The 13212-nt window shown below is 45.5% G+C and carries 10 protein-coding genes; 3 read left to right on the top strand and 7 right to left on the bottom strand.

Translation table 11 applies throughout. The features are described 5' to 3' along the window. Positions 1-451: 451 nt before the first annotated feature. The 6 genes from vpsR to xerD all read right to left on the bottom strand — a co-directional run bounded on the left by vpsR (position 452) and on the right by xerD (position 8560). On the bottom strand, positions 452-1786 hold the full coding sequence (gene vpsR / locus AB4329_RS13020) for a cyclic-di-GMP-binding transcriptional regulator VpsR (protein ID WP_017062873.1): 1335 nt from the start codon (positions 1784-1786) through the stop codon (positions 452-454). 271 nt (positions 1787-2057) lie between these two features. Next, entirely contained in the window at positions 2058-3590 is a 1533-nt protein-coding gene (gene lysS / locus AB4329_RS13015) for a lysine--tRNA ligase (protein WP_017059330.1), read from the bottom strand. A 98-nt stretch (positions 3591-3688) separates the two neighbouring features. Continuing rightward, positions 3689-4787 (bottom strand): peptide chain release factor 2 gene (prfB, locus tag AB4329_RS13010; protein ID WP_100208942.1). Its coding sequence is split into 2 segments (ribosomal slippage): positions 3689-4711 and positions 4713-4787, totalling 1098 coding nucleotides; the frame shifts between segments, so codons are not numbered across the junction. 235 nt (positions 4788-5022) lie between these two features. Further along, positions 5023-6759, bottom strand: a complete 1737-nt coding sequence (recJ, locus tag AB4329_RS13005) for a single-stranded-DNA-specific exonuclease RecJ (protein ID WP_372056408.1) — start codon at positions 6757-6759, stop codon at positions 5023-5025. A gap of 80 nt (positions 6760-6839) precedes the next feature. Then, complete coding sequence (locus AB4329_RS13000) at positions 6840-7619, bottom strand: thioredoxin fold domain-containing protein (protein WP_017067617.1); 780 nt, start codon at positions 7617-7619, stop codon at positions 6840-6842. Positions 7620-7645: 26 nt separating this feature from the next. Further along, complete coding sequence (gene xerD, locus AB4329_RS12995) at positions 7646-8560, bottom strand: site-specific tyrosine recombinase XerD (RefSeq protein WP_017059327.1); 915 nt, start codon at positions 8558-8560, stop codon at positions 7646-7648. Positions 8561-8710: 150 nt separating this feature from the next. Here xerD and fldB point away from each other — a divergent pair, with 150 nt between their 5' ends. Next, the gene (fldB, locus tag AB4329_RS12990; protein WP_017062875.1) at positions 8711-9232 is read left to right on the top strand and encodes a flavodoxin FldB; all 522 of its coding nucleotides are present in this window, start codon (positions 8711-8713) and stop codon (positions 9230-9232) included. A gap of 146 nt (positions 9233-9378) precedes the next feature. On the opposite strand, the gene brnQ is transcribed toward fldB, so the two are convergent. Then, a complete protein-coding gene (gene brnQ, locus AB4329_RS12985) occupies positions 9379-10692 on the bottom strand; it encodes a branched-chain amino acid transport system II carrier protein (RefSeq protein WP_017059325.1) in 1314 nt (437 codons plus the stop codon). A 314-nt stretch (positions 10693-11006) separates the two neighbouring features. Between brnQ and AB4329_RS12980 the strand changes: the two genes are divergently transcribed. Together AB4329_RS12980 and srmB are read left to right on the top strand one after the other, a co-directional pair. Continuing rightward, on the top strand, positions 11007-11735 hold the full coding sequence (locus AB4329_RS12980; RefSeq protein ID WP_017059324.1) for a tRNA1(Val) (adenine(37)-N6)-methyltransferase: 729 nt from the start codon (positions 11007-11009) through the stop codon (positions 11733-11735). 107 nt (positions 11736-11842) lie between these two features. After that, the gene (gene srmB, locus AB4329_RS12975; protein WP_017059323.1) at positions 11843-13108 is read left to right on the top strand and encodes an ATP-dependent RNA helicase SrmB; all 1266 of its coding nucleotides are present in this window, start codon (positions 11843-11845) and stop codon (positions 13106-13108) included. The last annotated feature ends 104 nt before the right edge of the window (positions 13109-13212 follow it).

Here is a 13212-nt window from a genome sequence, read left to right as displayed (position 1 = left end):
GGTTTATCTTGGGTGTTTCGATCGGCTATGGCTGATGTGAGTGACATATCAGTCACCATGTCAGTACACGGCTCAAACGACGCGCAAATATGCTGTATAAAATCGAAATGTTTCATTTGCGCCTCCAAGCTAACTAAAAAATCCAAAAAAAATGGGGAAGTAAAAGCAGACAAGTCTTTGTTAAATCGTTGCTTTAACGGTTAAAGTCTAACCAAGTGAGTATATTATTCAACCGCTAATTGATTAACATTTTTAAAACAATGCATTCGCCTAAAATATCAGTTGCATATTCATTTACATATAACATATTCACTATGCTTATATAAAATCACAGCATATCTCTCTTAGGGTCTAACTAGAAAACAACGGACTACCCTTCAGAAACAAAAAAGCCACGTAGATACGTGGCCTTTAATTTACGGTGACTGAATAAAGTCATGTAGAGAAGAGTCTAAACAACACCTTCAGAGATTAGGCTGTGTTTATTCAGCAAGCGGTACATCGTCGCTCGTGATACACCGAGCTCCTTAGCCGCCAATGAAACCTGACCACCGTAAGATTCCAATACAATCAGTAACGCATCGCGCTCTGAGCGCTCTCGAATACTCTTCAAGCTTCGGCGTTCATCATTCTGTTTTGGTAAATCCAGTTGGTGATCCTCAATGATCACAGCATCAGACATCAACACAACACGCTTAATCTGATTCATCAGCTCACGCACATTTCCAGGCCAATGGTATCGATTCATCGAACGGATAGCATCGTCTGAGAAGCTCTTCGCTTGAGCATTAAACTCTTTCGAGTACTCACGCAGAAAATGATTCGCCAGTACTGAAATATCGCTCACACGTTCTTTTAAGCTTGGAACATGAATACGCAGAACATTGATATAGTGATAAAGCTCTTCATTGAAGTCGCCCTCGATCAACGCCTTCTCGATATCAGAGGAGTTCGCGGCCAGAATACGCACATCGACAGATTTAGGTCCATTCGCAGTTTCAATCTTACCTTCTTGTAGAAAGCGCAACAGGTTCAGTTGTTGATTGCGTGGCATCGCTAAAACATCATTAAGCAAGATGGTTCCGCCATCGGCTTCTTCCAACATACAAGGCGCAGTCGCTGACTGTGCTGATATGCCAAACACCTCGGCCTCTATTCTCATTTCAGACAAGGCACGACAGTTAACCGTTAAAAATGGTTTCTGTGCTCGCGACGAATTTTGATGAATCGAGCGTGCAATCGTCTCTTTACCAGCCCCACTCTCGCCATAAATCAAGATACTGACATCAGTCGGCCCAATACGCTTTACTTGGTCTCTCAAGCGCTTCACGGCCACAGAATCGCCTAGCAGTCCCATGTTGTTATTGATGCCGTAGTTTGGCCATACCTTCTGCTCAAGCTTAAGCATACCCAGTTGGTGACCAATGGTACTCAGCAATTGAGCATCTGGGATTGGTGCCGTGAAAAAGTCGATACAGAAGTTGACGATAAACTGGCAGATCGTATCAGAGCTTAATTGAGATTCACGGATAAAGGCGAGCCATCTCACCTGCTTGTTATTGCTCACAAGGTTAGCAATACCGTTGAGACTGAACTCATCATGACTAAGATCGACAATACCAATACATGGGCCAATATCAGCAATCAAGGCATCGGCTTTTCGTAAATCTGCACACTGGGTACACTGCCAACCCACTTGTTCTAACACTGATAACCAGGGTTCGTACGCACCACCAACGACGATAAGAGAACCTGGTAAGGAATCCATCTTAAATTGAGTTCCCATCCTTCTTCCTTATTCTATTTTTATTTAAATCAGACTAATACGAGTCACTGCTTCATCGTTCGACAAAATGCCGCGAGAGCGTATTCAGCGCAGAGACGTATAGTAGTGAGACTATCTTAGATTTTATGTCTCAATAGTAAGACTATGTCAGAAATAACGATTTTTCGAATCAAGAGTGCGGTACAGACTAGGTTTTGAAGCCCCAAAACAGAAAAAGCCACTCTTCAGTGGCTTTTTAATTACATAGGCTGTTACGCCCTATAAGCGAGAATTACGCCTGTGGACGCATTGCCGGGAACAAGATCACGTCACGGATTGTGTGCGTGTTTGTAAATAGCATTGCTAGACGGTCGATACCGATACCTTGACCCGCTGTTGGCGGTAGGCCGTGCTCTAGTGCAGTAATGTAGTCTGCATCGTAGTACATCGCTTCGTCATCACCCGCGTCTTTCGCGTTAACTTGCGCTTTGAAACGCTCGTCTTGGTCTTGTGCATCGTTAAGCTCAGAGAAACCATTCGCAACTTCACGGCCACCGATGAAGAACTCAAAACGGTCTGTGAAGAACGGGTTGTCATCGCTACGACGAGCTAGAGGAGAGATGTCCGCTGGGTAGCCAGTGATGAACGTTGGTTGAATTAGCTGAGGCTCAGCCGTTTCACCAAAGATCTCTTCTAGAAGCTGACCACATGTCCAGAACGTTTCTACGTCTACGTGTACAGATTTTGCGATAGCAACCATCTTTTCACGGTCTTGTAGGTCTGCTTCTGTTAGCGCTTGAATCTCAGCGTGCTCAGGGTTGTAGTGTTTGATTGCATCGAACATGCTCATGCGAGCGTAAGTGCCACCGAACTCAACCGTTTCGTCACCGTAAGGCATAGAAGTAGAACCAAGAACGTCCATTGCTGCCGTGCTTAGCATCTCTTCTGTCAGATCCATAAGGTCTTTGTAGTCAGAGTACGCTTGGTAGAATTCCATCATTGTGAATTCTGGGTTGTGACGTGGAGATAGACCTTCGTTACGGAAGTTACGGTTGATCTCGAATACACGGTCAAAACCACCCACCACTAGACGCTTAAGGTAAAGCTCTGGTGCAACACGTAGGTACATGTCGATGTCTAGTGCATTGTGATGAGTGATGAACGGACGTGCAGTTGCGCCACCCGGGATCACGTGCATCATTGGCGTTTCAACTTCTAGGTAGCCTTTCGCGCTCATGAAGTTACGGATTGAAGATACAAGCTTAGAACGCACGATGAATGCATTACGAGAATCTTCGTTCACGATTAGGTCAACGTAACGCTGACGGTAACGCATCTCTTGGTCAGTTAGACCGTGGAACTTCTCTGGTAGAGGACGAAGTGCTTTAGTCAGCAATTCAAACTCTTCCATGTTCACGTAAAGGTCGCCTTTACCTGATTTGTGAAGCGCACCTTTAACACCGATGATGTCACCGATATCTAGGCCTTGGTACTTCTCTTTCAGTACTTTTTGAACGTCTTTCGCTGCGTATGCTTGGATACGACCAGAAGTTTCTTGAATCGCAAGGAATGGACCACGCTTCGCCATAACACGACCAGCGATCGCAACGATGTGGTTAAGCTCTTCTAGCTCTTCCTTAGTCTTCTCACCGAATTCCGCTTGAAGATCGCCAGCTAGGTGCTCACGACGGAAGTCATTTGGGTGACCGTTAGCTTTGCAGTTTTGGCGGATGTGATCCAGCTTGCTGCGGCGCTCAGCGATTAGTTTGTTCTCTTCAGGTGAAGAAGCTTCTTGTGCGTTTTCGTTTTGAACAGCATCAGTCATTAGAGATGTACCCTGCTTTTAAAATTTGGACCGCTATATTTTTGCAAATATAGGCATTTTTACCAATATTATTGGTAAAGCTTAATAGTTGATAAAGCTTACAGACCTGATTTCAGGCTAGCTTCAATAAACTTGTCTAAGTCACCGTCAAGAACCGCTTGAGTATTACGGTTTTCGATGCCGGTGCGTAAATCTTTGATACGAGAATCATCCAGCACGTAAGAGCGGATTTGACTGCCCCAACCGATGTCTGATTTCGTCTCTTCGCTCGCTTGTTTTTCAGCATTTTGTTTTTGAATCTCAAGTTCAAAAAGCTTAGCACGTAGCTGCTTCATCGCTTGATCTTTGTTCTTATGCTGCGAACGGTCATTCTGACACTGAACCACAGTGTTAGTCGGAACGTGAGTAATACGTACCGCTGATTCCGTGGTGTTTACGTGCTGACCACCAGCGCCAGAGGCACGGTATACGTCAATACGTAGGTCAGAAGGATTAATGTCGATCGTAATGTTGTCATCAATCTCAGGATAGATAAACGCAGATGCAAATGAAGTATGACGACGACCACTTGAATCAAATGGTGACTTACGAACTAGACGGTGAACACCAGTCTCTGTGCGTAACCAACCGTAAGCATACTCACCAGAAATACGTACCGTTGCGCCTTTAAGGCCAGCAACATCACCATCCGACACTTCGATAACTTCAGTCTTGAAGCCTTTCGAATCTGCCCAACGTAAGTACATGCGCAACATCATTGAAGTCCAGTCTTGAGCTTCTGTACCGCCCGAACCTGACTGTAAATCGATGTAGCAATCTGATGCATCGTGATCACCAGAGAACATACGACGGAATTCCAGCTTCTCTAGCTTAGCTTCAAGCTCGGCCAGTTCTGGTTCAATTTCATCGAACGTTTCTTGATCTTCTTCTTCAACCGCAAGCTCTAATAGGCCATCAACATCCTCAACACCTTGGTCAAGTTGGTCGATCGTTTCTACTACCGCTTCCAATGCAGAACGTTCTTTACCTAGCGCTTGAGCACGCTCAGGTTCGTTCCATACATCCGGTTGTTCTAATTCTGCGTTTACTTCTTCTAGACGCTCTTTCTTAGCGTCATAGTCAAAGATACCCCCTCAGGATATTTGTGCGCTCAGACACATCCTGCAGACGGTTTTTTATAGGATTGATTTCAAACATTTTAGCTCATCATTTATGAGTAGAATTTAACCGAAGAATTGTACTCAAAAGTGTGACGGAGATACAGAATTTTTTAGAGTGGTGAACCAAGATTCAACAACTTAATGGGATATAAAATTGACAGGCATAAAAAACACGTAAATTTTGTAAGGACAGGAAGGAAAACAAGCCCTGTTTTTGAACAGAGCTTGTTGAATTTGGCACTATATGATGAGCATTATTGAGCCCAAAATCACTATTTGGCTTCGATATGATCAATCATCAGCTGCAACGATTGGTTGCCGCGAAATTCGTTGATATCGAGCTTAAATGCAAGATGAACGGTTTTTACTGATGCATCAGGCCAGCGACGTAGGTCGACGTTAAAGGCAATACCGTCAATCATCACATTGGTTGGGTGGCCTTTGTAGAGCGGCTCAAGCATCAGCTTAAGGTGCTTTTCACCCACCAGCTTTTGGTGCAGCACTTTAAACTCACCATCGAAGATTGGCTCAGGGAAAGCTTGTCCCCACGGGCCACCTGAACGCAGCGTTTCAGCGGTGTGCATCGAGAACTCTTCTGGTAACAGCTCACCATCAGACAAGATAATGCCCTTCAGTGCTGTTTCTCCAAGTTCATTCTTCACCACATCATCGAACAGCTTGCTGAAGCGTTCAAAGTCCTTTTCCATGATGGTTAAACCAGCCGCCATTGCGTGGCCACCAAATTTAAGAATCAAGCCAGGGTTTTGAGTATCAATTCGGTCCAATGCATCACGCATGTGCAGACCCGGAATTGAACGACATGAACCTTTGATACTGCCTTCGCCGCCATCTGCAAACGCAATCACTGGGCGGTGGTATTTGTCTTTGATACGCGAAGCCAAAATACCAATCACACCTTGGTGCCAATCACGTTGGAATAGTGCCAAGCCAGAAGGTAGGTCGTCTTTACCAAATTCAAGGCGCTCACAAAAAGCCATCGCTTCTTGCTTCATACCCTCTTCGATCTCTTTACGTGTTTGGTTCAAGCCATCTAACTCACTCGCCATTCGACGAGCCGCATGGATGTTGTTACTCATTAGCAGCTCAACACCAAAAGACATGTCGTCTAATCGACCAGCTGCATTGATACGAGGACCAAGAGCAAAGCCAAAGTCAGACGCCACCAAACGCTTAGCGTCTCGCTTAGCAATTTCGATCAAGGCTTGAATGCCCGGACGAGCTTTACCCGCACGAATACGTTGCAAACCTTGATGAACTAAAATTCGGTTGTTTTCATCGAGTGGAACCACGTCGGCAACCGTACCCAGCGCCACAAGGTCAATCAGTTCCATCAACTTAGGTTCTGTCATGCCGCGCTCTGCAAACCAACCCAATTTACGCATGTGAACACACAATGCCATCATCAGGTAAAAAGCGACACCAACCCCCGCTAGGGCTTTCGAAGGAAAAGCACAACTTTCAAGGTTTGGGTTAACCATAGCATCGACCATTGGCAGTTCATTGCCCGGCAAGTGATGATCGGTAACCAGAACCTCTAGCCCTTTCTCTTTAGCAAAGCGAACACCTTCAATTGAAGATACACCGTTGTCGACCGTCATGATCACTTCAGCACCAAGCTCGATTGCCTGTTCAACAACCTCAGGGCTCAAGCCATAACCATCTTCAAAACGGTTTGGTACCAGATAGTCGACGTTAGAGCTGCCGAGCATACGTAACGCTAAAACAGACAGCGCCGAGCTGGTCGCGCCATCGGCATCAAAGTCACCAACAATGATGATGCGTTTTTGCTGCTGAATAGCTTTGAACAACAGCTCAACCGCAGCATCAATGCCGCCCAGTTTTTGATAAGAGTGCAAGCCTTTCGCTGCTGTCTCTAGTTGGTCGGCACTGTCGATTCCACGACTCACATAAATGCGCTTTAACAAGTCAGGTAAGTGAGCAGGTAAGACTGAAATGTCGACCTCAGGACGGCGTTGGATCTCTATCATATAAAAATGGGCCCGATATCAATCAGGCCACTCCTTAAATCAAAAACATGGGGGATAAATTGGCAATACAGAAAACGAGATTATTGCTCTAAACGTTGAAGAAGTTGTGCTGGCGGTAAGTAACCACTCACCAACTCACCACTTGCTAGCACGATAGCCGGTGTGCCATTGATGCCAAGCTCACGACCTAATTGGTACTGTTTAGAAATGATCTGCTTTTGCTCTGCTAGATCTTTACCAGACGCTGGCATTTGACGATTTACTTTAGCGTCATGCATCGCTGTTTTTGGATCATCTGAAGCCCAGATTGCTGCCATTTGATCGGCAACTTGCCCTGTCGCACCTTGGCGTGGGTAAGCCATGTAACGAACGGTAATACCCAGATCGTTGTAGCCCTGCATTTGGCTGTGCAGACGAACACAGTAGCCACACGTAATGTCAGTAAATACCGTCACAACATACTTTTCGTTATCGGCTTTGTATTCAATAACCGTATCCGACATCGCCGCGACTTTTTCAGCATTCAGCGGAGCTTGACGCTCAGCCAAAACATCACTGAACTTACCGTTTTCATCTAAAGAGTAAAGTGTACCGGCTAGAAAGTGATCGCCCTCTGGAGAAGAAAATATAATGCCGCTGTTGGTTTGAACTTCTAACAAACCATCGATATCCGAAGGAACAATCTTATCGACCTTAATACCGATTTTTTCAAAACGCTTAGTTAACGCAGCTGTATCAATAGCTTGAGCTGGAGCAGCTTCTACGGCTGTTGATGTTGTTTCTACTTTCGCTTCTGATGCATTACATGCAGTAATCATAAGAGGAAGCGCTAGTAGAGGAAGACGGCGTAATACGCTCATTAAGTTCACCTTAAAAATAAATGGATTTAAGCACGTGGGTGATGCTGCGCATGAATTTGCTTGAGCCTTTCAGTCGCCACGTGAGTATAAATTTGGGTAGTCGATAAGTCACTATGCCCAAGTAACATCTGTACGACCCTGAGATCTGCGCCATAGTTCAGTAAATGCGTCGCAAAAGCGTGTCTCAATACGTGTGGTGACAACAATTCTGTGTCGATACCAGCGACGACCGAGTAGTGCTTAATACGATACCAGAACGTCTGACGGGTCATTTGCTTGGCGCGTTTACTCGGAAAAACCACATCAGAACTGTTTTCGCCAAGTAGATGTGGACGACCCTGTTCAATAAAAGTCTCTATCCAATCCACCGCATTTTCGCCCATTGGTACTAAGCGCTCTTTGCCACCCTTACCAATAACACGCACCACGCCCTGTCTTAGGCTGATGTTTTCCATCGTCAAGCTAACCAGTTCTGTCACACGCAAACCGGTTGCATAGAGTAACTCAAGCATCGCCTTATCGCGAAGCTCAATCGGATCGTTCGGATCTGGCGCATCGAGCAAAGCATCAACCTGTTCTTCGCTCAAATCTTTCGGCAAGCGTTGCGGCAGCTTCGGGCTGATCAACAAGGCACTTGGATCATCGCCTCTGATTTTCTCGCGGTGCAAATATTGGAACAAGCGACGAATCGCCGACAACATACGGGCACGAGAGGTCTGCTTAAAATCGGCGTCGGCTAACCAGCCTTGATAATCCTGTAAACCTGAAAGGCTAATGAAGTCGAGGCGGTAATTGTTCTTTTCCATCCACGCTAATAACTTGGACAAATCGGTACGGTACGAGACAAGCGTATTCTCCGATAATCCTCGCTCCATCCACATAGCATCTAAAAACTGCTCAACGAGACCGTGGTCTGCGCTCTGCCCTTGAGGCGACTGCATAGTGTTACTCACAATATTGGAAACTGTTTTGAGAGTATGCCAGAGCAAATATGAATGCCATAAAAATTACGACTTGAGCGGATAATCGCTGCAATCGAAGTCGATTTATGGTTAGAATTCGCCATCTGAAATTAAAATCGAACGTTTGCTATGAAAATTGGATTATTTTACGGCTCAACCACCTGCTACACAGAAATGGCAGCAGAGAAAATTCGCGGCATTATTGGTGAAGACCTAGTTGATATCCATAACGTGAAAGAAAGCCCTCTTTCATTGATGGCGGACTACGACCTTTTATTGCTGGGCATCTCGACTTGGGACTTCGGTGAAATCCAAGAAGATTGGAATGAACTGTGGGAAGACATCGCAACCACGCCTATGAAAGGCAAGGTTGTGGCTCTGTTTGGTTTGGGTGACCAAGAAGGCTACGGCGAATGGTTCCTAGATGCGATGGGTCTATTGCATGATGAACTGAAAACCGCGGGTGCAGAGTTTGTTGGCTTCTGGCCAAACGATGACAGCTACGAGTTCGAAGCGTCTAAAGCGTTAACCGAAGACAAATCTCAATTCGTTGGTTTGGCGCTTGATGAAGATTCACAATACGAGCTAAGCGACGACCGTATCGCAAGCTGGGTTGAGCAAGTACTGGTTGAGTACAGCGAAAAGCTATAACCAAACAGAAGTACTCCCGGCTAAGTAGCTAACCAAGTAACTAGCTGGATATAAAAAGACCACAGAATACAAAAAGGCCTCATTACTGCGAAGTAATGAGGCCTTTTCTATTTCATCTCGAAGGACAATCTAATCTCAACGGAAGATTAAACAGTCTCTTCAGCCATCTCTTGTTCTGTTGACTTGCCAACAAAGAACATACAGATGATTGCAGCCGTTGTTGGAAGCAACCAACCCATACCGATCTCAAACAGTGGCAGCATCTTAAGTGCAGACACGTCTACACCCGCTACTTTAGCGCCATCAATAAGAGCAAACAGCAGTGACACTAATACCACTACGCGGTAAGCCGCTTTTGGATTAGGGAAACGGCTACGTAAGAATGTCAGAGCAACCAACGCGATAGCGACTGGGTACAGTGCAAACAGTACTGGAACAGACAGAGAAATCAGTTGAGAAAGACCAACGTTCGCAACGGTTGCACAAGCTACACCATTGATGATTACCCAAGTCTTGTAAGACAGAGGCGTTAGCGAGCTGAAGTAATCAGAACATGCTGACACAAGGCCAATCGCCGTAGTTAGACATGCTAATAGTACGATCACAGAAAGCACTAGCTGACCAGAAGGACCAAACAACGATTGAACGTATAGGCTTAAAATAGCACCGCCATTGTCTGCACCAGCTGCGACTGTTGCACTTGTTGCGCCTAGGAAAAATAGAGAGATGTAAACAAACGCCAGACCCGCTGCGGCAATACAACCCGCGCTAATTAGGTACTTAGTCGTCGCTGCACGGTCAGTAATGCCCTTGCTACGAATCGCATCAACAATCAGCATACCAAACATCAAAGAAGCAAAAGTATCCATGGTGTTGTAGCCTTCAAGGAAACCTTTGGTCAGTGGTTGAGTGATGTACTCACCGTGAGCCGCAAGAATATCGCCTTGAGGGTTAACGAATACAGCAATCGCCAGCACAACCAAACCAACGAACAGTGCAGGTGTTAGCACCTTACCAATGACGTCAATAAGCTTACCTTGCGACCATGAGAAGAACATCGCTACTGCAAAAAATGCAATCGAAAAGAGAGTTAGGTGAGCTTGAGAGGCATCGATGAAGAACGGTTTCACCGCCATCTCATAGGCAACAAGGCCAGTACGCGGTGCAGCAAATGCAGGACCGATAATGATAAAGATCAGTACAGCCATGATGGTTGCTGCTTTCTTAGGAAGATCTTTAGTTAAGTGACCCCAAGAGCCACCAGCCACTGCGACCGCGACGATAGTGATTAACGGCAGACCAACGGCAGTCAGCAGAAAACCAGACATCGCTGGAAGGAAGTGATCACCGGCTAATTGGCCAGCTAGAGGTGGGAAGATGATGTTACCCGCACCCAAGAAAAACGCAAAAAGCATAAAGCCCAATGCCATTATATCTGTTAGTTTTAGACTCTGTTTCACAGATAATCCTTAATTATATTTATGAATTTATGTTGTGCTTACATGAATGTTACAGCTCAAAGCTGCCAATCAATCTATAAAATAGTCGCGCATAATGACGAAACAACTGGCTAGCTGCAAGTCACCACACAAAAACACCATATAAATTTGCATATGAGAACAAAAAGCAGTGGATTCCACTAGCTATAGAAAAATAGCCACAATTATAAACTAACCACAATGCACAACAATATTTTTTCAAGCAGAACATTGACTCATACAAGCGGTTAACATTAGAGCTAATCACTTAAAATATCTCGATACTCAGAACATTAATGAAAGACAAAACAGTGCAAACTAAAAGCTTCAATTTTAAGCAATTCTCAATTTACGGCGGGAAAAGCGGTATGCCAGTCAGTACCGATGGCGTATTACTTGGCGCGTGGGTAAGCCTGCCACAAAGATCATGTGTACTCGATATTGGAACCGGGACAGGTCTGCTGGCTTTGATGGCTGCGCAGCGTTTTGAAGATGCTTCAATCTCTGCGATAGATATTGATCAACACGCTATTGATGCTGCCACTGTCAATATTGAGCAGTCGCCTTGGCAAAATCGTATCTCCCTTGATCACGGCAGCGTGTTAACAGCCGACTTTCCACAAAGGTTTGATGCGATCATCTGTAACCCGCCCTACTTCAACTCTGGAGAACAGGCGCAGCAAAGCCAAAGAGCCACCGCCAGGCACACCGACAGCTTGGATCATTTAGCGCTTGCCCAGCGTTGTTTCGAGATAACAACCGACGCCGCGACTGCCAGTTTCATCCTACCGACGCCTGAGGGGGAAGGTTTTATCAAGCTTGCCGAGCAATGTGGTTGGTATCTAGCAAAACGCCTTGATGTAAAAACAACAGATAAAAAGCCAGCTAGCCGAATTTTATTCGAGTTATCTAAAGATCCTGCTTGCGAGCAAGATTTGCAGCGTGAATCGCTTACAATTCACCATCAAGGTGGTTATAGCGAAGCATTTATTGCGCTCACTAAAGATTTTTATCTCAAGATGTAGCAAATACCATGTGATCCTAATCACTAATGCTTCTATAATGTCCGACTACTCTTTTTTATCGTCTGCTTTTTGAGGCAGAAACATTTATTGCTTGTGGAGAAACAACAGTGATCAGAACCTTTGCAGAACTCGATCTAAACCAAGAGCTGCTTAAAGCAATTGACGAAATGGGCTACGAACGTCCAACACAGATACAAGCTGAAGCAATCCCACAAGCGTTAGATGGAAGAGACGTTTTGGCTTCTGCGCCAACAGGTACTGGTAAAACAGCATCATTTGTATTGCCAGCACTGCAATACCTACTGGATTTCCCACGTAAAAAATCTGGCCCTGCACGTATGCTTATCCTGACGCCAACGCGTGAGCTAGCAATGCAGATCACCGAACAAGCACGTGAGCTTGCTAAATACACCAGCCTAAATATCTTCACGATCACGGGCGGTGTGATGTACCAAGAGCACGCAGATATCTTAAGTACCACTCAAGATATCGTAGTAGCAACACCTGGCCGTTTGATGGAATACATTGAAGGCGAGCGTTTTGACTGTCGTGCGATTGAATGGCTGGTTCTAGATGAAGCCGACCGCATGCTAGACATGGGCTTTGGTCCTGTTGTTGACCGTCTGTCTGCAGAGTGTCGCTGGCGTAAACAAACTTTACTGTTCTCAGCAACGCTAGAAGGTAAAGGCATTGAAGGCTTCACTGAAGATCTACTGAAAAACCCAGCGGAGATCGATGCGAAATCATCACTTCGTGAGCGTAAGAAGATCACTCAGTGGTACCACCGTGCAGACACAGCAGAGCACAAGCTGAACATCCTAAAGCACGTCATCACAGAGCAAGCTGAGCGCAGCATCGTATTCTTGAAGACGCGTGATCGTCTAGGTGATCTACGAGCTCAACTTGAAAGCGCGCAGATTCCATGTGCGTGGATCCAAGGTGAAATGCCTCAAGATCGTCGTAACAACGCGATTGCTCGTTTCCGTGACGGCTCTGTAAACGTACTACTAGCGACTGACGTTGCTGCTCGTGGTATCGACCTTCCAGACGTAAGCCACGTAATCAACTACGACATGCCACGTACTGCTGACGTATACCTACACCGTATTGGCCGTACTGCTCGTGCTGGTAAAAAAGGTAACGCGGTTTCTATCATTGAAGCGCACGATCAACTAATGATTGAGCGTGTGGCTCGTTACACAGACGAACCAATCAAAGAACGCTTTATTGAAGGCATGCGCCCTACGCATAAGAAAGCGGCCGTGACTAAGAAGAAGAAGCCGAAGAAAGAAGATAAGAAAGCGGTAGAGAAACAAAAAATCGCGAAGAAGAAAAAAATCGCGAAGAAAAAGAAAGCAGCAAAGAAGAAGTAATCTACCAGCTTCAACGATTCAATAAAAAAGCCCCATGCAGTTCGCTGCATGGGGCTTTTCTCTATCTGGTCTGTTATCAGGCTAAAACCGAGAGCTACTCGTTA

Source organism: Vibrio sp. 10N.261.54.A5, from assembly GCF_041471145.1.
GTDB lineage: Bacteria > Pseudomonadota > Gammaproteobacteria > Enterobacterales > Vibrionaceae > Vibrio > Vibrio crassostreae_C.
The sequence above is the reverse complement of the archived record's forward strand: the minus strand, read 5'-3'. Positions and strand labels throughout refer to the sequence as shown.

Coding starts and splice junctions, on each gene's coding strand:
- xerD (WP_017059327.1), bottom strand. CDS start 8,560: ATGCAGTCGCCTCAAGGGCAGAGCGCAGACCACGGTCTCGTTGAGCAG.
- AB4329_RS13000 (WP_017067617.1), bottom strand. CDS start 7,619: ATGAGCGTATTACGCCGTCTTCCTCTACTAGCGCTTCCTCTTATGATT.
- AB4329_RS12980 (WP_017059324.1), top strand. CDS start 11,007: ATGAAAGACAAAACAGTGCAAACTAAAAGCTTCAATTTTAAGCAATTC.
- vpsR (WP_017062873.1), bottom strand. CDS start 1,786: ATGGGAACTCAATTTAAGATGGATTCCTTACCAGGTTCTCTTATCGTC.
- lysS (WP_017059330.1), bottom strand. CDS start 3,590: ATGACTGATGCTGTTCAAAACGAAAACGCACAAGAAGCTTCTTCACCT.
- recJ (WP_372056408.1), bottom strand. CDS start 6,759: ATGATAGAGATCCAACGCCGTCCTGAGGTCGACATTTCAGTCTTACCT.
- fldB (WP_017062875.1), top strand. CDS start 8,711: ATGAAAATTGGATTATTTTACGGCTCAACCACCTGCTACACAGAAATG.